Below are 20,105 nucleotides of genomic sequence, written 5' to 3'. Positions count from 1 at the left end.
GCTCCTTTGTGCCACAGGTTTCACTCGGACTGCCAGAGGTACTGCCATGACCCTTCGCATCGCCATCAATGGATTCGGCCGAATCGGGCGCAACGTCCTGCGCGCACTGTATACCCAAGGCTACCGCCAGGACCTGCAGGTCGTCGCCATCAACGACCTGGGCGACAGCACCATGAATGCCCACCTGCTCAAGTACGACAGTGTCCACGGCACCTTTGACGCAACCGTCGAGGCCGACCACGAAAGCCTGACGGTCAACGGTGACCGCATCGCGGTCAGCGCCATTCGCAATCCGGCCGAACTGCCCTGGAAGGCCGAGGCGATCGACGTGGTGTTCGAATGCACCGGGCTGTTCACCGACCGCGCCAAAGCCGCTGCGCACCTGGCCGCCGGGGCGGGCAAGGTGATTGTCTCGGCGCCGGCCAAGGGCGCCGATGCCACCGTGGTGTACGGGGTCAACCACGACATCCTGCGCGCCTCGCACCAGGTCATTTCCAATGCCTCCTGCACCACCAACTGCCTGGCGCCGATCGCCCAGGTGCTGCACCGGGAGTTCGGCATCGAGCAAGGCCTGATGACCACCATCCACGCCTACACCAACGACCAGGTGCTGACTGACGTGTACCACAGCGACCCGTACCGCGCGCGTTCAGCCACCCAGTCGATGATCCCGAGCAAGACCGGTGCCGCCGAGGCCGTGGGCCTGGTGCTGCCGGAACTGGCCGGCAAGCTGACCGGCATGGCGGTGCGGGTGCCCGTCATCAACGTGTCGCTGGTGGACCTCACCGTCAACCTCAAGCGCGAAGCCACGGCGGAGCAGGTCAACCAGCTATTCCTCGAGGCCAGCAAACATTCCAAGGTATTGGGCTATAACGCCCTGCCATTGGTTTCCTGCGATTTCAACCACAACCCGCTGTCGTCGATCTTCGATGCCAACCATACCCGGGCCAACGGACGGATGCTCAAGGTGCTGGCCTGGTATGACAACGAGTGGGGGTTCAGCAACCGCATGCTGGATAACTGCCTGGCGCTGCACCGGGCTGGCTGACGCGACCCGTGTGGGAGCGGGCTTGCCCGCGAAGCCAACGCCGTGGTGGATGGCACGGGCTTCGCCCGTGTTCGCGGGCAAGCCCGCTCCCACAGGGATGGCGCCAGCTTTTAGAAATTGAGCAAGACAGTTGCTCCCAAAGAAGCAAACGACATCCAGCGACTACAATCTTTACCTTTTCCTGATAATTCCACACTTGACCTGCCGCACGGATGATAAGCATTATCATTAACCTTTCGTCGGCCAGGTCCCCCCGTGAGTCAGTCCCGGTTCAACTCCGTCTTCCTCGTGCAGCGCCTAACCCTGCTGCGTACCCTGCAGCGCATGGTCGGTAATCCCAGCACGGCCGAAGACCTGCTGCAGGAAACCTACCTGCGGGTGTCCCGCGCGCTGGGCGAGCGGCCCATCGAGCATATCGAGCCGTTCGTGTTTCAGACCGCGCGCAACCTGGCACTGGACCACCTGCGCGCACGCCGGGTGCAGGCACGCATGCTGGTCGACGACGTGCCCGACGAAGTGCTGCACAGTGTCGCCGCGCCCGCCACCAGCAGTGAGGATGCCGCCCACGCCGAGCAGTTACTCAAGCACCTCAGCGTCAGCCTCAATCAACTGAGCGAACGCCAACAGCGCATTTTCATCCTCAGCCGCCTGCATGGCGCCACCTATCTGGAAATCGCCGAACAACTGAGTGTTTCGCCCAGCACGGTACAAAAGGAACTGAAACTGATCATGGCAATCTGCATGGGTGTTGCCGACCGACTCAAGTAAGCTGAGCGCAGGCGAACGGCGACGCAAAGCCCTTGCCACACCCCGTCTTAGCCTTGATCATTCGCAAAAAACCATTCAAGGATTCACCGTGACCGACCGCCCTGCCCCTCGCCCGTCACCTGCCCGGCTCAGCGCCCGAGCTCGTGCCATGGACGAGGCGCTGGACTGGCTGGTGCGCCTGCAATGCGCAGATGCCGCAGACACCCAGGCCTTTGAAGCCTGGCTGAGCGCCGCGCCAGAAAACGCCGAGGCCTATGTCGAAGCCGAGGCGCTGTGGAACGGTACACCGTTGCACAAGGTGGCCACGCACATGCACCAGCAGCAACGCCGCTCATGGCGCGGGCGCCTGCGCAGCCACTGGAAACCCCTGGCCACCGCAGCGCTGCTGGTGGTCGGGCTGTTCACCGTCGGTAACCTGCCCATGCGCCTGCAAGCGGACCACCTGACCGTGGTCGGCGAGCGCCAGCGCCTGCAACTGGAAGACGGCGCAAAAGTGCTGCTCAACACCAATTCGGCATTTGCCAGCGAACGCCAGGACGGCCGCCAGGTCGCCCGCCTGCTGCAGGGCGAGGCTTATTTTCAGGTTCCCGACGGCGCGCATCTGCCGCTGGAAGTGAAAGCCGGGCCTTTGCGCGCACAGGTGCGCGACACCGACTTTGCCGTGCGCTACCTTGACGGCGAGGCCCAGGTGCGGGTGCAACGCGGCGATGTCGACCTGCAGGGGGAGCGCGACCAGCGCATCCGCCTGAGTGCCGGCGACAGCATCAGCGTCGGCCCCCAGGGCTTTGGCCAACGCCAGCGCCCCGACATGCACAAGGACCTGGCCTGGATCGACGGCCGCCTGGTGTTCGAGAACTGCCCGTTGAGCCAGGTCCTGGCCGAAGTACAGCGGTACTACCCGGGCTGGATCATCAACCGCAATGCGCAGTTGGAAAACGTCGCCGTCACCGGTAACTACCGTCTCGACCAGCCGCTGGAAACCCTGCGCGCACTGGCCCACATCACCTCGGCACAACTGCATGAGTACCCGGCGCTGGTCATCCTGAACTGACCCCTGAATTATTTTTACGCGATCGCACTCGCCCGCCCGTCTCGTTATAGCCAATGCAACTGATTCTTGTTTAGAGACGAGAACAGCCATCACCTATAACAGCCCGCGCGTCTGGGAGCGCTTCCGATGTCCACTGGTCCTACCCGCTCGTCCAACCTTCCCCGCCGTACAGGACAACTGTCCCTGTTGACCCTTGCCCTGCTCGCCAGCGGTGCCTGCAGCCTGCCGGCGCTGGCCGCCGAGCCGGCACAGGCCAGCAGCCCGCGTATGGGCGACTACCGCTTCAGCATCGGCCAGCAACCGCTGGTGTCGGCGATCAACGCCTTCAGCCAGGTCACCGGCTGGCAGGTCGGCTTCAGCGCCGAGCTGGCCGACGGCGTGGCTTCGCCAGGCGTACAGGGTTCGCTGCCGCCAGATGCTGCCCTCAAGCGCCTGTTGCGGGGTACCGGGCTGAGTTTTCGCAAGATCAGCAACGGCAATGTGGTACTGGAGCGCCAAACCGCAAGCAACGTGATCGCCCTGCAGCAGGTGACCGTCAGCGCCACCCGCAGCGCACAGGACGTCAGCCAGGTACCGAGCACTGTCAGCGTGCAGACCCGTGAGCAACTGGACCGGCAGAACGTGAACAATATCCAGGATCTGGTGCGCTACGAGCCGGGGGTGTCGGTATCCGGAACCGGCCAACGCAGCGGGCTGAACGGCTACAACATCCGGGGTATCGACGGCGAGCGGATCCTCACCCAAGTCGACGGCGTGTCGATCCCCGACAGCTTCTTCTACGGCCCCTACGCCCAGACCCAGCGCAACTATGTCGACCCGGAAATCGTCAAGCGTGTGGAAATCCTCCGTGGCCCGGCCTCGGTGTTGTATGGCAGCAACGCCATCGGCGGTGCGGTGAGCTACTTCACCCTCGACCCGGACGACATCATCAAGCCCGGCAAAGACGTGGGTGCACGCCTGAAAACCGGCTACAGCTCGGCCGACGAAAGCTGGCTGACCTCCGCCACCGTCGCCGGCCGCCAGGGTGACTTCGACGGCCTGCTGCACCTGAGCCAGCGCAACGGCCACGAGACCGAAACCCACGGCAGCCACAGTGGCGACGGCCTGTCGCGCACCGAAGCCAACCCGATGGACGTGCGCACCACCAACGTGCTGGCCAAGCTGGGCTGGAACTACGCCGACGACGCGCGCCTGGGGCTCACCTACGAGCGCTACAAGGATGACCGCGACCAGAACATCCTCAGCGCGGTGGGTGGGCCGTTCATTCCGGGCTTCGGTGGCATGAACTCGTACCGCATGCGCCAAGGCAACGACACGATCACCCGTGAACGCTTCGGTCTCAATCATGAATTCGACCTCGATAGCGTGGTCGCAGATCACGTCAAATGGAGCCTCAACTACCAGATCGCGAAGACCGACCAACGTACCGATGAGCTGTATGTCGCCTCGGGACGCCAAGTGTTTCGGGACCGGCAGACGACCTACAAGGATCGCCAGTGGGTATTCGACGCCCAATTCGACAAGGCCTTCAGCATCGGCCAAACCGATCACCTGTTCACCTACGGCACCACACTCAAACAGGAGAAAGTCACGGGTTCACGGAGCGGCACCGGCACTTGTCTGAACATCGGTGGTACCTGTACCGCCATCGGACAGGACAGCGCGCGTGACGGACAGGCCTTGGTCAGCGACTTCCCGGACCCCACCGTGAATACCTACAGCCTGTTCGCGCAGGATGAAATCCGCTGGAACAACTGGACCTTCATGCCCGGCGCGCGCTACGACTACACCCGTATGGAGCCCAAGTTCACCGAGGCATTCCTGCGTGGTCTGGAGTCCAGCGGTACGGCGCCTGCCTCCCAGGATGATTCGGACAAGAAGTGGCACCGCGTCTCGCCCAAGTTCGGCCTGACCTACGCCTTCAACGACAACTACACCTGGTACGGCCAGTATGCAGAAGGCTTCCGCACTCCGACCGCCAAAGCCATGTATGGCCGCTTCCAGAACCTGGACCAAGGCTACCGCGTGGAGGGCAACCCGGACCTTGAGCCTGAAAAGAGCAAAAGCTATGAAACCGGCCTGCGTGGCAACTTCGACGCCGGCAACTTCGACGTGGCAGTGTTCTACAACAAGTACCGTGATTTCATCGACGAAGATGCCGTGCAAAGCGCCAACCTGGAGCAGACCTTCCAGGCCAACAACATCAAGCACGCCACCATCAAGGGTGCCGAATTCAAGGGCCGCCTGAACCTCGACCACTTCGGCGCAGCGCAGGGCCTCTATGCCCAAAGCTCGATTGCCTACACCTATGGTCGTAACGATGACACCGGTCAACCGTTGAACAGTGTCAACCCGCTCAAGGGCGTATTCGGCCTGGGCTACGAGCAGCAGCACTACGGTGGCTTGCTGAGCTGGACGCTGGTCAAGCGCAAGACCCGTGTCGACGACAGTACCTTCTATTCGCCTGACGGTTCCACCTCGAAGTTCCGCACCCCGGGCTACGGCGTGCTGGACCTGACCGGCTACTACAAGGTCACCGACGACGTCACCATCAACGCAGGGCTGTACAACCTGACCGACAAGAAATACTGGCAGTGGGATTCGGTGCGCAGCTACGACGGCCAGGGTGAGGCGGCTGTGACCCAGCCGGCCAACATCGACCGCCTGACCATGCCGGGGCGCAACTTCGGTATCAATGTGGTTTGGGATATCTGAGGCGTTACGTCTGTACCGGCCTCTTTGCGGGCACGCCCGCGCCCACAGGAACATCACAGGTCTTGGACCTGTGATGTTCCTGCAGGAGCGGGTTTACCCGCGAAGAGGCCGGTACTGGCAACACAAATACCGGCTTTTTTTACTGTCCCGCTTTCGCTGCTTCGTCTTGTATCTAGACCCCTCTTTCCAAGGACTGCCCCATGACCGAACGCCCAGCCCTGCGCTCCCAGCGCCTGAACCAGATCACCCACGCCCCGCACGCCGAGCTGGATGCCCTGGTCAAATCCCACGCGCCTTTTGACAGCCGCGAAAGTTTCGCCCGCTTCGTCGTCGCCCAGTACCTGTTCCAGTCCGAACTGCAGGCCCTGTACAACGACCCTCAACTGATCGCCATCGTCCCTGATCTGGCTGAGCGCTGCCGTGCCGACCAGGCCCGCCTGGACCTCGCCGACCTCGACACCGAAGTACCGGCGGCGGTGCCGGGCGCCGTGGGCAAGCCGAGCCTGGGCGAGGCAATGGGCTGGATCTTCGTCTCCGAAGGCTCCAAACTGGGCGCTGCGTTTCTGATCAAGCGTGCCGTGGCCCTGGAACTGTCCGACAGCTTCGGTGCCCGTCACCTGGGCGAGCCCGTCGGTGGCCGTGCCGAAGGCTGGAAGCAGTTCACCCGCATCCTCGATGGCCTGGCGCTCTCGCCTGAAGAGGAAGCGGCTGCCGAACGCGGTGCAGTGGCCGCCTTCGAGCGCTTCACCGAGTTGCTCAAGCACGCCTACGCTGCGGATGCCGCGCTGGTCTGATACGCCGTAGCCGGCCACCCCTTCGGTGGCCGAACCGTTTTATGCAGTGAGAACATGACCCAACCAGCCCGCTCGAAACTCGCCCGCCTGTTGTATGGAATCCTGGCCTACGTGAGCCTCGGGGTGGGCCTGGTCGCCATTGTGATTCCTGGTTTGCCGACCACCGAGTTCATCCTGCTGGCCGCCTGGGCCGCCACGCGCAGTTCACCGCGCCTGTCGGCATGGCTGGAGAACCACCGGCTGTTCGGGCCAATTCTGCATAACTGGCGCAACGGCAAGGTGATTCAGCGCCGGGCCAAGGTCAGCGCAACCATCAGCATGCTGCTGTGTGCGGGCCTGATGCTGACCTTTCTGGAACACCACTGGCCGGTATTCCTGGCAATCGCCGGGATGACCTTGGGCAACCTGTGGATCTGGTCACGCCCGGAGCACGCCTGCCCTGCCCCGTCACAAGCTCAGCAGCCCTGAATACAGGGCATAGGCCGCCAGCGCGGCACCCACCAGCACGGCGGCGAAAATCAGCTTTTCCCAGGCAGTGAACAACGTCTGCCCCTGCTCATGCTTGGCCCTCGCGAACAAGATGACGCCGGGGGCGTACAGCAGCGCCGAAAGCAGCAGGTACTTGAGCCCGCCGGCATACAGCAGCCACACGGCATACAGCAGGGCAACCAGCGCCACCAACAAGTCCTTGCGCCGCAACCTCGGCTGCCCGGCATAGGTTTCTGCGCGCATCGCCAGCAGCACGGCATACGCCGCAGACCACAGATAGGGTACCAGGATCATCGACGAGGCCAGGTAGATCAGACTGGTGTACGTACCGGCCGAGAACAGCGTAATCAGCAGGAAACCCTGAATCATGCAGTTGGTCAGCCACAGGGCATTGGCCGGCACATGGTTGGCGTTTTCCTTGGCCAGAAAGCGCGGCATGGTCTTGTCCCGCGCCGTGGCGTAAAGGATCTCGGCACACAGCAGCGCCCAAGACAGCAATGCGCCAAGCAGCGAGACCGCCAGGCCGAGGCTGATCAGCAAGGCGCCCCAGGGGCCGACGATATGCTCCAGCACCGAGGCCAGTGAGGGGTTCTGCAGCCCGGCCAGTTCCGGTTGGGTCATGATGCCCAGCGACAGCACGTTGACCAACACCAGCAGCGCCAGCACACCCAGAAAACCGATGACCGTGGCCTTGCCCACGTCTGACCGACGCTGAGCGCGCCCGGAATACACGCTTGCGCCTTCTATGCCGATGAACACGAATACGGTCACCAGCATCATATTGCGCACCTGCTCCAGCACGCTGCCGAATTGTGGGTTGCTCAAACCCCAGATATCCCGGGTGAAGATATCGGCGCGGAAGGCAAATGCAGCGATCACCACGAAAATCAGCAACGGCACCACCTTGGCCACTGTGGTGACCTGGTTGATGAAGGCCGCCTCCTTGATGCCGCGCAACACCAGAAAATGTACCGACCACAACAGCAGCGAGGCACAACCGATGGCGATGGGTGTGTTGCCTTCGCCGAACACCGGGAAGTAGAAGCCCAGCGTGCTGAACAGCAGCACGAAATAACCGACGTTGCCCAGCCAGGCGCTGATCCAGTAGCCCCAGGCCGAGGAAAAGCCCATGTACTCACCAAAGCCGGCCTTGGCGTAGGCATACACCCCCGAGTCCAGTTCCGGCTTGCGGTTGGCCAGGGTCTGGAACACGAAGGCCAGGGCCAGCATGCCGACCGCGGTGATCGCCCAGCCGATCAGCACGGCGCCCACATCGGCACGCGCGGCCATGTTCTGCGGCAGCGAGAAGATACCACCGCCAATCATCGACCCGACCACCAGCGCGATCAACGCGCCCAGGCGCAGCTTCTGTCCCGGTTCGCTCATGAGCCTCCCTTTTTCAAACCTTGTCATGCGTTTGAAACAGCCTTGCGGGCTATATCAATATGGTTACTTATACTGAAGCCGTACATTCAACCTCTATCACTAATAACTGCTTTGTCTATGTACCTGCTCTCTCAAAACTAGCAGCAGTCTGGCAACTGGAAAAGAAACTGATAAAACTCGAATTTCTGGTGAAAAATTTGCGAAAGCGACAAAAGCGGCTAATTTCAAGCATCGCAGGCTGAACAGAGCGTTTGCTCTAGAAGGACATGGAGGTGCCAGCATTCAAGGCCTGCAGCTCAAGCTGTCGGCACTCTCCAGGAGCACCCGTGAAGGAAATTTCCTTCCTTTACGGCGCCTTAAACTGACGCAAGTCAGCTCAAGGCAAAGGCGTCGGATCTATTCTGTCGTCAACTTTCTCCTGGCAGGAGTTGTTAAATGTCTGATTCATCCGGAAAACTAAAGCTCGGCGCGTTAGTTGCACTTGTCGTCGGCTCGATGATTGGCGGCGGTATCTTCTCGCTGCCGCAAAACATGGCCGCCAGCGCAGGGGTCGGGGCCGTGCTGATCGGCTGGGCGATCACTGCGGTCGGCATGCTGACCCTGGCCTTTGTGTTCCAGACCCTGGCCAACCGCAAGCCTGATCTGGATGGCGGGGTGTATGCCTATGCCAAGGCCGGCTTCGGCGACTACATGGGCTTTTCCTCGGCCTGGGGCTATTGGATCAGTGCCTGGCTGGGCAACGTCGGCTACTTCGTGCTGCTGTTCAGCACCTTGGGCTACTTCTTCCCGATTTTCGGTGAAGGCAACACCCCGGCCGCCATCATTGGCGCGTCGATCCTGTTGTGGGCGGTGCACTTCCTGGTACTGCGCGGCATCAAGGAAGCGGCCTTCATCAACCTGGTCACCACGGTGGCCAAAGTGGTGCCGCTGGTGCTGTTCGCCCTGATCTGCCTGTTCGCCTTCAGGCTCGACATCTTCACCGCCGATATCTGGGCGGTGGGCACGCCAGAGCTTGGCAGTGTCATGAACCAGGTGCGCAACATGATGCTGGTCACCGTGTGGGTGTTCATCGGCATCGAGGGCGCGAGCATCTTCTCGGCGCGGGCGGAAAAACGCACCGACGTGGGCAAGGCAACGGTGATCGGCTTCGTGACCGTGCTGCTGTTCCTGGTGTTGGTCAACGTGCTGTCGCTGGGCATCATGACTCAACCGGAACTGGCCAAGCTGCAGAACCCGTCGATGGCTGCCGTGCTGGAGCATGTGGTCGGCCACTGGGGGGCGGTGCTGATCAGCGTCGGCCTGGTCATCTCGCTGCTCGGGGCGCTGCTGTCGTGGGTGCTGCTGTGCGCCGAGATCATGTTCGCCGCCGCCAAGGACCACACCATGCCGGAGTTCCTGCGCCGCGAGAACGCCAAACAGGTACCGGCCAACGCCCTGTGGCTGACCAACGCCATGGTGCAGATCTTCCTGGTCATCACGCTGTTCTCAAACAGCACCTACCTGTCTCTGATCTACCTCGCCACCTCGATGATCCTGGTGCCCTACCTGTGGTCGGCAGCCTATGCGTTCCTGCTGGCATTGCGCAGCGAAACCTACGAACAGGCCCTGGCCGAACGCAAGAAGGACCTGCTCATCGGTGGTATCGCCCTGCTGTACGCCGTCTGGCTGCTGTACGCCGGTGGCGTGAAATACCTGCTGCTCTCGGCCCTGCTCTACGCACCTGGCGCGATCCTGTTCGCCAAGGCCAAGCGTGAGGTGGGCCAACCGGTCTTCACCAACGTGGAAAAGCTGATCTTCGCAGCCGTGGTCATTGGCGCCCTGGTGGCAGCCTTTGGTCTGTATGACGGCTTCCTGACCCTTTGACCCACGTCTTCGATCAATTGGAGGAATGAAACCATGTCCGCTGAAAAACAGAAGTACGGTGTCCACTCCGAAGCCGGCAAACTGCGCAAAGTGATGGTTTGCGCCCCGGGCCTGGCGCACAAGCGCCTGACACCGAGCAACTGTGACGAACTGCTGTTCGACGATGTGATCTGGGTCGACCAGGCCAAGCGTGACCATTTCGACTTCGTCACCAAGATGCGCGAGCGTGGCGTGGATGTGCTGGAGATGCACAACCTGCTGACCGATATCGTTCAGAACAAAGAGGCGCTCAAGTGGATCCTCGACCGCAAGATCACCCCTGACACCGTCGGCGTAGGCCTGACCAACGAAGTGCGCAGCTGGCTCGAAGGCCTGGAGCCACGCCACCTGGCCGAGTTCCTGATCGGCGGCGTGGCAGGTCAGGACCTGCCGCAGAGCGAAGGCGCCGAAGTCGTGAAGATGTACAACGACTACCTGGGCCACTCCAGCTTCATCCTGCCACCACTTCCCAACACCCAGTTCACGCGCGACACCACCTGCTGGATCTACGGCGGCGTGACGCTGAACCCGATGTACTGGCCGGCGCGTCGCCAGGAAACCCTGTTGACCACCGCCATCTACAAGTTCCACAAGGAGTTCACCGAGGCCGACTTCCAGGTGTGGTATGGCGACCCGGACAAGGACCATGGCAATGCCACGCTCGAAGGCGGTGATGTGATGCCGATCGGCAATGGCATCGTGCTGATCGGCATGGGCGAGCGCACCTCGCGCCAGGCCATCGGCCAACTGGCGCAAAACCTGTTCGCCAAGGGCGCCGTCAAGGAAGTGATCGTCGCCGGCCTGCCAAAATCTCGCGCCGCCATGCACCTGGACACTGTATTCAGCTTCTGCGACCGCGACCTGGTCACGGTCTTCCCGGAAGTGGTGAAAGAGATTGTGCCATTCATCATCCGCCCGGACGAAAGCAAGCCTTACGGTATGGATGTACGCCGCATCAACAAGTCGTTCATCGAAGTGGTGGGCGAGCAGCTGGGCGTCCAGCTGCGCGTGGTCGAAACCGGCGGCAACAGCTTCGCCGCCGAGCGCGAACAGTGGGATGACGGTAACAACGTGGTGGCCATCGAGCCGGGCGTAGTCATTGGCTACGACCGCAACACCTACACCAACACCCTGCTGCGCAAGGCCGGCATCGAGGTCATCACCATCAGCGCCGGCGAACTGGGCCGGGGCCGGGGCGGCGGCCACTGCATGACCTGCCCGATCGTGCGCGACCCGATCGACTACTAACGACCATCACGCCCGGCCGCACCCATGAAGTGCCGGCCGGGACATCACCGAACTCAAGGAGAAACTGTCATGGCGTTCAATATTCACAACCGCAACTTGCTCAGCCTGGAACACCACACCACCCGTGAGTTGCGCTACCTGCTGGACCTGTCCCGCGACCTCAAGCGGGCCAAGTACACGGGCACCGAGCAGCAGCACCTGAAGGGCAACAACATTGCCCTGATCTTCGAAAAAACCTCCACCCGTACCCGTTGCGCCTTCGAAGTTGCGGCCTATGACCAGGGCGCCAACGTCACCTACATCGACCCCAACTCTTCGCAGATCGGCCACAAGGAAAGCATGAAGGACACCGCCCGTGTGCTCGGGCGCATGTATGACGCCATCGAGTACCGTGGCTTCAAGCAGGAAATCGTCGAAGAGCTGGCCAAGTTCGCCGGCGTCCCGGTGTTCAACGGCCTGACCGACGAATACCATCCGACCCAGATGATCGCCGACGTGCTGACCATGCGTGAGCACAGCGACAAGCCGCTGCACGACATCAGCTACGCCTACCTGGGCGATGCCCGCAACAACATGGGCAACTCGCTGCTGCTGATCGGCGCCAAGCTGGGCATGGATGTGCGCATCGCCGCGCCCAAGGCACTGTGGCCACACGACGACCTGGTCGAGCGCTGCAAGCAGTACGCTGAAGAAAGCGGCGCACGCATTACCCTCACCGAAGACCCGAAAGCCGCGGTCAAGGGGGTCGACTTTGTCCATACCGACGTGTGGGTATCGATGGGCGAGCCGATCGAAGCCTGGGGTGAGCGCATCAAGCAGCTCAAGCCTTATCAGGTGAATGCCGAACTGATGAAGTCCACCGGTAACCCACGGACCAAGTTCATGCACTGCCTGCCGGCATTCCACAACTCCGACACCAAGGTAGGCAAGCAGATCGCCGAACAATACCCGGACCTGGCAAACGGTATCGAAGTGACCGACGACGTGTTCGAGTCGCCAGCGTGCATCGCCTTCGAGCAGGCGGAAAACCGCATGCACACGATCAAGGCGATCCTGGTATCGACCCTGGCTGATCTGTAAGGGCTGACTCGATAGCGCGGCCGCCCCGCCCTTGTGTGTGTGTGTAGGAGCGGGTTCACCCGCGAATGCGTCGGCAGCTCCAACAGCTTTACCTGGGCTGACGCATTCGCGGGTAAACCCGCTCCTACACCTGGGAGCGGTGCGATCCGAGAGCAGCGTCACCTCTTTCATCAAAGGACATTCCACATGCGTATCGTTGTTGCATTGGGCGGCAACGCCCTGCTACGTCGCGGCGAGCCCATGACCGCTGACAACCAGCGCGCCAATATCCGCACCGCCACCGAACAGATCGCCAAGATTCACCCTGGCAACGAACTGGTCATCGCCCACGGCAACGGCCCTCAAGTGGGTCTGCTGTCGCTTCAGGCCCTGTCGTACAAGCCAGACGAGGCCTACCCGCTAGACGTGCTGGGTGCCGAGACCGAGGGCATGATCGGTTACATGATCGAACAGGAACTGGGCAACCTGCTGGACTTCGAGGTGCCCTTCGCCACCTTGCTGACCCAAGTGGAAGTGGACGCCAACGACCCGGCCTTCAAGGATCCGACCAAGTTCATCGGCCCGGTCTATAGCAAGGAAGAGGCCGAGCGCCTGGCCAAGGAAAAAGGCTGGGTGGTCAAGGCCGACGGCGACAAGTACCGCCGCGTGGTAGCCAGCCCGAAACCCAAGCGCATCTTCGAAATTCGCCCGATCAAGTGGCTGCTGGAAAAAAGCAGCATCGTGATTTGCGCAGGCGGTGGCGGCATCCCCACCCTGTACGATGAAAACGGCAAGCTCAAAGGCATCGAGGCGGTGATCGACAAAGACCTGTGCTCGGCGCTGCTGGCCGAGCAATTGGAAGCCGACCTTCTGATTATCGCCACCGACGTCGATGCAGCCTACATTGACTGGGGCAAACCGACGCAGAAGGCCATCGCCCAGGCCCACCCGGACGCGCTGGAAACGCTGGGGTTTGCCGCCGGCTCCATGGGGCCGAAGGTGCAGGCCGCCTGCGACTTTGCCCGCAACACCGGCAAGGTAGCGGTGATCAGTTCGCTGGAGAACATCGAAGACATCGTCAAAGGCAAAGCCGGCACTCGGGTTTCCACCGAGAAGCCGGGCATCAGCTACCGTTGAATGCAGCAGGCGGGCTTACGCGGCCCGCCATTTTCGACCTTCCAAAGGAGATAGCCATGGCCCAGTATCACTCCGGTCATGTACACATCGAGCGCACTGCGCTGAACCACGCCGACCACAGCTATGACCTGAACATCGAGTACGAGGCCGTGTCGGACCCCAAGGAAGGCAGAGGCATTCAATTCCACATGCATGGCAGCATCGAAGGCAAGACGGTGGAAGAAAAGTTCTTCCTCGCCAAGGACCAGGTCTTGCCCAGCTTCCTCATGCTACTGACCCGCAAGGCGCAGTCGTATCTGGCGCCGCCGAAGAAATTCGAGACCCTGAGTTCGCCGCACAAGCTCTATGACCATATGTTTGCGGACATTCGCGAAAAGCTCGATGTGAAATCGGGCGACCCGATCAAGCCTGAACATCTGGAGTGACCCTTTTCGCGAGCAAGCCCGCCCCTACAGCAGCAATCCTGTGGGAGCGGGCGCGCCCGCGAATGCGCCACCGCCAACCTTGGGCCTGCCCCCCGTCTCAGGGCATACTGGCGGCCTCCATCGCCAACTGTCCGAACCCCATGCGCATCCACGTCAGCTTCATCGACCGCGTCGGCATCACCCAGGAAGTACTCGCCCTGCTCGGTGCCCGCAACCTCAACCTGGACGCCGTGGAGATGGTCCCGCCGAACGTCTACATCGACGCCCCCACCCTCAGCCCCGCCGTACTCGAAGAACTGCACGACGCGCTGTTCGAAGTACACGGCGTGCAATCGGTGGACGTGGTCGACATCCTCCCAGGCCAGCGCCGCCACCTGCAACTCGATGCCCTGCTGGCCGCCATGAGCGACCCGGTGCTGGCGGTGGACAGCGCAGGCCTGGTGCTGTTGGCCAACCCGGCGCTGATCGAACTGTGCGGTCGCGAATCTGCCGGGCGCTCGGTGGGTGAACTGTTTGGCGACCCCGCACTGCTGCAAGCGCTGCTGGACAACAACTTCCATCTGCCCATGCGCGAAATGCAGCTGAACGGCCATAGCCTGCTGCTGGACGCCATGCCGATCACCAACGCCGGTGGCCTGCTGACGCTGTACCCACCCTCGCGCATGGGCGAACGCCTGTCGGCCCTGCACCACGATCACGCCGAGGGCTTCGATGCCTTGCTGGGCGAGTCGCCGGCCATCCGCACCCTCAAAGCCCGCGCCTTACGCGTGGCGGCGCTCGATGCGCCGCTGCTGGTGCATGGCGAGACCGGCACCGGCAAAGAACTGGTAGCCCGCGCCTGCCATGCTGTCAGCAGCCGCCACGCGGCACCGTTCCTGGCCTTGAACTGCGCAGCACTGCCCGAGAGCCTGGCCGAAAGCGAACTGTTCGGCTACGCACCCGGGGCCTTTACCGGCGCGCAACGAGGTGGCAAGCCTGGGCTGATGGAACTGGCCAACCAGGGCACAGTGTTCCTCGATGAAATAGGTGAAATGTCACCCTACCTGCAGGCCAAGTTGCTGCGTTTTCTCAGCGATGGCAGCTTCCGCCGGGTGGGTGGCGACCGCGAAGTGAAGGTGGATGTGCGCATCATCAGTGCCACCCACCGCGACCTGGAACGCATGGTCGCCGAAGGCAGTTTCCGCGAAGACCTGTTCTACCGTCTGAACGTGCTCAACCTGGAGGTACCACCGCTTCGCGACCGTGGCCAGGACATCCTGATGCTGGCGCACTTCTTCATGCAGCAGGCGTGCACACAGATCCAGCGCCCAGCCTGCCGGCTGACCCCATCCACCCATTCGGCACTGCTGGCCAACCCTTGGCCGGGCAATGTGCGCCAGTTGCAGAACGTGATCTTCCGCGCTGCTGCCATCTGCGAGGGTAACCTGGTGGATATCGGCGACCTGGACATCGCCGGCACCTCGGTGGCACGTGGGCAAGATGGCGAAGTGGCCAGCCTCGAGCAGGCCGTGGGTAATTTCGAGCGCGAACTGTTGCAGCGCTTGTATGCCAGCTACCCGTCAACACGGCAACTGGCCGGACGCTTGCAAACTTCGCACACGGCTATTGCCCAGCGGCTGCGTAAATATGGAATACCCGGAAAACCATGACGGCTGTGGTCAAAACCCGTAATTGAATCGGAATTTTCCTGGCCGCTCAGCCGCATTTGACTGGTGTGCTCTCCGTAAAAGGGTGACATTGTAATTTCACATGTCACCCTGAACTAAGAGCCCCCGATGTTTGAACTGGTGAAGGGTTTGCCAATGGTTCAGAACACCATGGGTATCGGCCAGGCAACAAGACTGGGGCTCGCCCCACTGATGGGCCTACCCTGGCATTACCCTGGTTCATTGCGGGTTAAGCAATTTCAAAAGTCCCTTGAGTGACAGGGCAGGCAATCAGAAAGTCGTTCTGAGTTGTGTGGGGCCTGCCAGTACAGCCTACCAACGCAGCATGCGGGGCCCCCACCAGGCACCGATCACCGTCGGAACAAGCATGCCAAGGACATACCACACACCCCAGAACGGTACGCCCATTTCCGGACAATGCAGGCAGTAGACCACCGTTGCAGTCGAACCCGCCAGCAGGCCACCAGCAGCACCCGCTAACCGTAACCGGGTGGGCGCCAGGCCTTTCAGCTCCCAGAACACGGTGACAAAGGTCGGCACCGACAGCAATGCGATATTCAGTGCGCAGGTACGCCATGTGCGCCCGAACAACAGGTCGGCGCGCGCATCCACAGGCGCCCCAGCGATACTGATGGCCGCCCCGCACCAGACCAGCAGCAGTGGCAAGCCAAGCATCGTCCAGCCTGCAGCGCCCTTCCCTCCTGGCCTGGCCAAGCGGCTCGTCAACCACAGCCCGATCAACGCCAAGCTGGTCGGAAAGGCGACTTTGCCCCAGAACAGCGGGGTTTGTGCGACCTCTGTGATATCACTGCGTACACCGTAAAGGGTAATAGTCAGCAGCAGTGCTGCGGTCAGCCCGCCCAGCACAGCCACTGCCATCCGCCTGCCAACGGCGTGGCGCGGCACTGGCCCTTCGCCTGCGGCCAGCAAGGCAATCAAATCGTCAGTCTTCATGGTTGTTGGCTCCTCCAATCAGCCTGGATAGCGCTTTCAGACCTCGATGTATCCCAACCTTTACCGCTGAACTGGAAAGCCCGGTAAGTTGTGCCGTCTCTTCGACAGACAACCCCTCCAGCTTGACATGAACAATCGGCAGTCGTTGCCGCTCTGGCAGTTGCTTGAGCAGCTTGGTCAGGTCTCGGCTGGCCTCGGCTGATTCAACCTCCGAGATGGCAAACAGTTGCGCATCATCGTCCAGAACATCATGCCGGGCTTCGCGACGTGAAACACTTCGCAGATGATCCGCCAGTTTGTAACGGGCGATCGCATGCACCCAGGCCGTCAAAGGCTGCTGTGCCTGGTAAGTGTGACGCGCGTTATGCACTGCCAGCAGCACATCCTGCACCATGTCCTCTATCTCGGCCGGCCGCCTGCTCAGACGGCTGCGCAGAAACGCACGTACATGCAGCGCAAGCGTGCCGAGAAAATCCTGATAGGCCAGCTGGTCGCCTGTCAGCCCTCGAAGCAACAGTGCTTTCAACCGGGCCTCGCGAGCCTCGAGCTCATCCTGTGAGTTAGTTCGCTGCATGGGCCGCCTGGGTTACACCCTGAATACAATTGACTTGATTCATCCGCTCCCGGCGTGTGGCACGCAGGTGCTGCAAATATGCCATGCCCTTGGCTTCGACATCAGCTTGGGAAGACACGCCCTGAAAAAAATTCGCCCAAGGCTGTAACCCTTTTTACGCGAGGCACGAATTACTCCATGAGCCGCCGGTATAGACCACGGCCACACTCTCAGGAGATTGACCCATGAAAACCCTCGCCCTCACCACCGCAGCGCTCGCTCTTGCCTCGCTTGCAGGCGTCGCCATGGCGGCCGACAGCACGCAACCCGCAGGCAGTGGCACTGCCATGGAAAAATGCTACGGCGTCGCCATGGCAGGAAAGAACGATTGCAAGGCCGGCGCCGGCACCAGCTGCGCCGGCAGTGCGAAGAAAGACTACGACGGCATGCACTGGAAAAACGTCCCCGCCGGCACCTGCACATCGATCAAGACACCTGCCGGCATGGGCTCGCTGACACCTATCAAATCTTGATCAGGGGAAACCGACCATGAACGCAGACGCACGAATGGGCGCCGGAATCAGCCTGAAGGCCGAGCACTACGACCAGGCGCTGGCGTGCAATCTCGAAGGGCTCTGGTTTGAAGTTCACCCGGAGAACTACATGGTCGGTGGCCCTCGCCTTGCCTGGCTGAACCGCATCGCAGAGCAGCACCCGGTCTCATTGCATGGTGTGGCACTTTCGCTGGCGGCTGACGCGCCCCCTGATCAGGCGCATCTGCAGCGTCTGCGCGCACTGTGCGATCAAATCGAACCGGTACTTGTATCAGAGCACCTGGCCTGGTCCACCTGGCAGGGGCACTACCATCCAGACCTGCTGCCATTTCCGCGCAGCAACGAGGCTCTGAACCGCATCGCTGAAAACATCCAGCGATGCCAGGAGGTATTGGGCCGGCGGATATCCATCGAAAACCCCAGTCATTACCTGCAACTGCAGGGCCATGACTGGGACGAGATCGACTTTCTTGGCGAACTGACACGCCGCACGGGTTGTGGCCTGCTGCTGGACATCAACAACGTCTATGTGAGTGCTCACAATCTGGGGTTCTCGGCAACTGCCTACCTGGACCGCTTTCCAGCGCAAACCATCACAGAAGTTCATCTGGCCGGGCACAGCGATGATGACCAAGGCAGCCTGTTGATCGACTCTCATGATGCGCAGGTGGCGGAGCCTGTGTGGGCGCTGTACCGCCAACTGGTTTCCCGTGTCGGCCCGCGCCCGACACTCATTGAACGTGACGACAAGCTTCCCCCGTTCACCGAACTGCTTGCTGAACGGTCCATCGCACAGTCGATCATGACTTGCCCAGGTGCATTGCCATGAACCTTTCCCTTGGTCAGTTCCAGCACGCATTCATCGAGGCACTCTATTCCCGCCCTGCTCCCCAGCTTTCGGGAGTGACCGAACAAGCGGCGTTCGCGGTTTATCGCAACACGGTGCTGGCCGGCTGCGTGGAAGCACTGCGCGCAAACTTTCCGAGCGTGTGCACACTCGTCGGGCGCGCCTGGATGGATGAGACCGCGGCAGTCTATGCGCGGCAATTTCCCCCCAGCGATCCCCGGCTGATCTGCTACGGCGCAACCTTTCCGGATTTCCTCGAAGACATTCAGTCACAGCATGCTGTGCCGTATCTGGCGGATGTCGCGCGCCTGGACCTGCGTTGGACAGAAGCCTTCAGCGCGCCGAACGAACCGTGCCTGAACCTTGTCGAGCTGGCAGGCATGACCCCCAGCGATCTGGATCACGGTTACCTGGCCCCCCGTGCCAGTGCCCGTTGGTACTGGTGCGAAGCGCATCCTGTGTACACCCTGTGGCGCTGCGCCCGCGAACAGCTTGCCTGGCCCCATGACCAGCCATGGGTGGGCGAAGGGGTACTGTTTGTCGGGACCGCTGATGGCATATGCCATCAGCCGCTGGGGAAAGGTGGCCATGCGTTCCTCAAGGCCTGTGCGGCCGGACAGTCGCTGATGCAGGCCTCCGACCTGGCGCGACACGCTGAAACCGACCTGGACTTCACCGAGATGCTCGGGCGCCTGATGACAGCCCAGGCTTTTCGCCCACTCGCCTTCACAGGAGAACACCACCATGGCTAGTGCCGATTTCACGCCCCCAGCCAGCAGCCTGCGGCGCGCCTGGAACCACGTTGCGCAGAGCATCGAGCGCCGGTTGAGCGATGACCTGTTGTGCCTGGTCGCCCGGCTCGGGATCGCTTCGATATTCTTTCTTTCCGGGCGCACCAAAGTGGAAGGTTTCCTCACCCTCACACCCGGCACCTACGAGCTGTTCCGCACCGAGTACGCGCTGCCGCTACTCTCGCCCTGGCTTGCAGCGCACCTGGCCGCCTACGCTGAGCACTTGTTCCCGCTATTGCTGGTGCTCGGGCTGATGACCCGGCTATCGGCGCTGGCACTGCTGGGCATGACGTTGGTGATCGAAGTGTTCGTCTACCCCGATGCGTGGCCCACCCACCTGACTTGGGCAGGGCTCTTGCTGCTCCTGATCGCCCGTGGCGCCGGTGCGTTTTCGCTGGATCATCTGCTGAAAATGAAATGACCGAAGGCCAATGGGCACCTGCCCTGTTCATGCATCAACCGTATCGTTTTCGCTACGATGTATCGAAAACGATACAGTCCCGCCTCGACGTGGGTGCACAAGGGTTTGATGCTCAAACCCTTTTCCTCCCATGAGCACATGTAACGATATCATTCCACAGAAAAGATAAGGCTTTACCCGATATTCACGTAACATATTGATAAACAAGCATTTTTGTAGATTGGCCGCATTATTGCTAAAGGAATCCTACCCTAAGAGCGCGGCGCCACCGCGCCCAACGCCCTGCTTCCCGAGGA

Annotated in this window: 19 protein-coding genes; 16 read left to right on the top strand and 3 right to left on the bottom strand. The window is 61.5% G+C overall.

The annotated features are described in order from the left end of the window. Positions 1–46 precede the first annotated feature (46 nt). The 6 genes from gap to ACYCCG_RS20595 all read left to right on the top strand — a co-directional run bounded on the left by gap (position 47) and on the right by ACYCCG_RS20595 (position 6,844). Entirely contained in the window at positions 47–1,048 is a 1,002-nt protein-coding gene (gap, locus tag ACYCCG_RS20620; protein WP_014589858.1) for a type I glyceraldehyde-3-phosphate dehydrogenase, read from the top strand. Between the two features lie 255 nt (positions 1,049–1,303). Next, positions 1,304–1,816: an RNA polymerase sigma factor gene (locus tag ACYCCG_RS20615; protein WP_021781899.1), complete on the top strand. Its 513-nt coding sequence runs from the start codon at positions 1,304–1,306 to the stop codon at positions 1,814–1,816. Positions 1,817–1,904: 88 nt separating this feature from the next. Continuing rightward, complete coding sequence (locus ACYCCG_RS20610; protein ID WP_209967794.1) at positions 1,905–2,867, top strand: FecR family protein; 963 nt, start codon at positions 1,905–1,907, stop codon at positions 2,865–2,867. Between the two features lie 126 nt (positions 2,868–2,993). Beyond that, entirely contained in the window at positions 2,994–5,582 is a 2,589-nt protein-coding gene (locus tag ACYCCG_RS20605) for a TonB-dependent receptor (RefSeq protein ID WP_176683708.1), read from the top strand. A 200-nt stretch (positions 5,583–5,782) separates the two neighbouring features. After that, the gene (locus tag ACYCCG_RS20600) at positions 5,783–6,376 is read left to right on the top strand and encodes a biliverdin-producing heme oxygenase (RefSeq protein ID WP_176683709.1); all 594 of its coding nucleotides are present in this window, start codon (positions 5,783–5,785) and stop codon (positions 6,374–6,376) included. 54 nt (positions 6,377–6,430) lie between these two features. Next, complete coding sequence (locus tag ACYCCG_RS20595) at positions 6,431–6,844, top strand: YbaN family protein (protein WP_021781895.1); 414 nt, start codon at positions 6,431–6,433, stop codon at positions 6,842–6,844. On the opposite strand, the gene arcD (ACYCCG_RS20590) is transcribed toward ACYCCG_RS20595, so the two are convergent. Then, positions 6,824–8,251 carry an arginine-ornithine antiporter gene (gene arcD, locus ACYCCG_RS20590; RefSeq protein ID WP_021781894.1) on the bottom strand — a complete coding sequence of 476 codons (1,428 nt, stop codon included), beginning with the start codon at positions 8,249–8,251 and terminating at the stop codon, positions 6,824–6,826. The two genes, ACYCCG_RS20595 and arcD (ACYCCG_RS20590), sit on opposite strands and share 21 nt — an antisense overlap. A 435-nt stretch (positions 8,252–8,686) precedes the next feature. Here arcD (ACYCCG_RS20590) and arcD (ACYCCG_RS20585) point away from each other — a divergent pair, with 435 nt between their 5' ends. From arcD (ACYCCG_RS20585) to ACYCCG_RS20560, 6 genes are all read left to right on the top strand, one after another. After that, positions 8,687–10,114 (top strand): arginine-ornithine antiporter, encoded by a 1,428-nt coding sequence (gene arcD, locus ACYCCG_RS20585; protein ID WP_176683711.1) that lies wholly within the window; start codon positions 8,687–8,689, stop codon positions 10,112–10,114. Between the two features lie 33 nt (positions 10,115–10,147). After that, a complete protein-coding gene (gene arcA / locus ACYCCG_RS20580) occupies positions 10,148–11,401 on the top strand; it encodes an arginine deiminase (protein ID WP_021781892.1) in 1,254 nt (417 codons plus the stop codon). A 69-nt stretch (positions 11,402–11,470) separates the two neighbouring features. Beyond that, on the top strand, positions 11,471–12,481 hold the full coding sequence (locus ACYCCG_RS20575) for an ornithine carbamoyltransferase (RefSeq protein ID WP_003255074.1): 1,011 nt from the start codon (positions 11,471–11,473) through the stop codon (positions 12,479–12,481). 186 nt (positions 12,482–12,667) lie between these two features. After that, a complete protein-coding gene (arcC, locus tag ACYCCG_RS20570) occupies positions 12,668–13,597 on the top strand; it encodes a carbamate kinase (RefSeq protein ID WP_339443809.1) in 930 nt (309 codons plus the stop codon). A gap of 56 nt (positions 13,598–13,653) precedes the next feature. Continuing rightward, positions 13,654–14,022, top strand: a complete 369-nt coding sequence (locus ACYCCG_RS20565) for a DUF5064 family protein (protein ID WP_176683713.1) — start codon at positions 13,654–13,656, stop codon at positions 14,020–14,022. Positions 14,023–14,162: 140 nt separating this feature from the next. Further along, positions 14,163–15,671, top strand: a complete 1,509-nt coding sequence (locus ACYCCG_RS20560; protein ID WP_021781889.1) for a sigma-54-dependent transcriptional regulator — start codon at positions 14,163–14,165, stop codon at positions 15,669–15,671. A 330-nt stretch (positions 15,672–16,001) separates the two neighbouring features. Here the strand turns inward: ACYCCG_RS20560 and ACYCCG_RS20555 are convergent, their stop codons facing one another. Further along, entirely contained in the window at positions 16,002–16,643 is a 642-nt protein-coding gene (locus ACYCCG_RS20555; RefSeq protein WP_209967799.1) for a DUF1109 domain-containing protein, read from the bottom strand. After that, on the bottom strand, positions 16,633–17,217 hold the full coding sequence (locus ACYCCG_RS20550; RefSeq protein WP_021781886.1) for a sigma-70 family RNA polymerase sigma factor: 585 nt from the start codon (positions 17,215–17,217) through the stop codon (positions 16,633–16,635). The genes ACYCCG_RS20555 and ACYCCG_RS20550 overlap by 11 nt, the downstream gene beginning before the upstream one ends. Before the next feature lie 224 nt (positions 17,218–17,441). Between ACYCCG_RS20550 and ACYCCG_RS20545 the strand changes: the two genes are divergently transcribed. Genes ACYCCG_RS20545 through ACYCCG_RS20530 form a run of 4 tightly spaced genes read left to right on the top strand, consistent with a single transcriptional unit; the run spans position 17,442 to position 19,809 of the window. Beyond that, entirely contained in the window at positions 17,442–17,729 is a 288-nt protein-coding gene (locus ACYCCG_RS20545) for a BufA1 family periplasmic bufferin-type metallophore (RefSeq protein WP_209967801.1), read from the top strand. A gap of 16 nt (positions 17,730–17,745) precedes the next feature. Next, positions 17,746–18,579, top strand: coding sequence for an MNIO family bufferin maturase (bufB, locus tag ACYCCG_RS20540; protein ID WP_339443810.1), 834 nt, complete (start codon positions 17,746–17,748; stop codon positions 18,577–18,579). Continuing rightward, positions 18,576–19,349, top strand: coding sequence for an HvfC/BufC N-terminal domain-containing protein (locus ACYCCG_RS20535; RefSeq protein ID WP_459671572.1), 774 nt, complete (start codon positions 18,576–18,578; stop codon positions 19,347–19,349). The genes bufB and ACYCCG_RS20535 overlap by 4 nt, the downstream gene beginning before the upstream one ends. Beyond that, positions 19,342–19,809, top strand: a complete 468-nt coding sequence (locus ACYCCG_RS20530; RefSeq protein WP_176683718.1) for a DoxX family protein — start codon at positions 19,342–19,344, stop codon at positions 19,807–19,809. The genes ACYCCG_RS20535 and ACYCCG_RS20530 overlap by 8 nt, the downstream gene beginning before the upstream one ends. The last annotated feature ends 296 nt before the right edge of the window (positions 19,810–20,105 follow it).

It is taken from the genome of Pseudomonas sp. VEM90, assembly GCF_054611535.1.
This window is presented reverse-complemented; position numbering and strand designations above follow the sequence as displayed.

Bases quoted from the DNA above. Each gene is read 5' to 3' on its own strand.
- gap (WP_014589858.1), top strand. From the start codon at position 47: ATGACCCTTCGCATCGCCATCAATGGATTCGGCCGAATCGGGCGCAAC.
- ACYCCG_RS20550 (WP_021781886.1), bottom strand. From the start codon at position 17,217: ATGCAGCGAACTAACTCACAGGATGAGCTCGAGGCTCGCGAGGCCCGG.
- arcD (WP_021781894.1), bottom strand. From the start codon at position 8,251: ATGAGCGAACCGGGACAGAAGCTGCGCCTGGGCGCGTTGATCGCGCTG.
- ACYCCG_RS20600 (WP_176683709.1), top strand. From the start codon at position 5,783: ATGACCGAACGCCCAGCCCTGCGCTCCCAGCGCCTGAACCAGATCACC.
- arcC (WP_339443809.1), top strand. From the start codon at position 12,668: ATGCGTATCGTTGTTGCATTGGGCGGCAACGCCCTGCTACGTCGCGGC.
- ACYCCG_RS20605 (WP_176683708.1), top strand. From the start codon at position 2,994: ATGTCCACTGGTCCTACCCGCTCGTCCAACCTTCCCCGCCGTACAGGA.
- ACYCCG_RS20595 (WP_021781895.1), top strand. From the start codon at position 6,431: ATGACCCAACCAGCCCGCTCGAAACTCGCCCGCCTGTTGTATGGAATC.
- ACYCCG_RS20565 (WP_176683713.1), top strand. From the start codon at position 13,654: ATGGCCCAGTATCACTCCGGTCATGTACACATCGAGCGCACTGCGCTG.
- ACYCCG_RS20530 (WP_176683718.1), top strand. From the start codon at position 19,342: ATGGCTAGTGCCGATTTCACGCCCCCAGCCAGCAGCCTGCGGCGCGCC.
- ACYCCG_RS20555 (WP_209967799.1), bottom strand. From the start codon at position 16,643: ATGAAGACTGACGATTTGATTGCCTTGCTGGCCGCAGGCGAAGGGCCA.
- ACYCCG_RS20560 (WP_021781889.1), top strand. From the start codon at position 14,163: ATGCGCATCCACGTCAGCTTCATCGACCGCGTCGGCATCACCCAGGAA.
- ACYCCG_RS20575 (WP_003255074.1), top strand. From the start codon at position 11,471: ATGGCGTTCAATATTCACAACCGCAACTTGCTCAGCCTGGAACACCAC.
- arcA (WP_021781892.1), top strand. From the start codon at position 10,148: ATGTCCGCTGAAAAACAGAAGTACGGTGTCCACTCCGAAGCCGGCAAA.
- arcD (WP_176683711.1), top strand. From the start codon at position 8,687: ATGTCTGATTCATCCGGAAAACTAAAGCTCGGCGCGTTAGTTGCACTT.
- ACYCCG_RS20535 (WP_459671572.1), top strand. From the start codon at position 18,576: ATGAACCTTTCCCTTGGTCAGTTCCAGCACGCATTCATCGAGGCACTC.
- bufB (WP_339443810.1), top strand. From the start codon at position 17,746: ATGAACGCAGACGCACGAATGGGCGCCGGAATCAGCCTGAAGGCCGAG.
- ACYCCG_RS20545 (WP_209967801.1), top strand. From the start codon at position 17,442: ATGAAAACCCTCGCCCTCACCACCGCAGCGCTCGCTCTTGCCTCGCTT.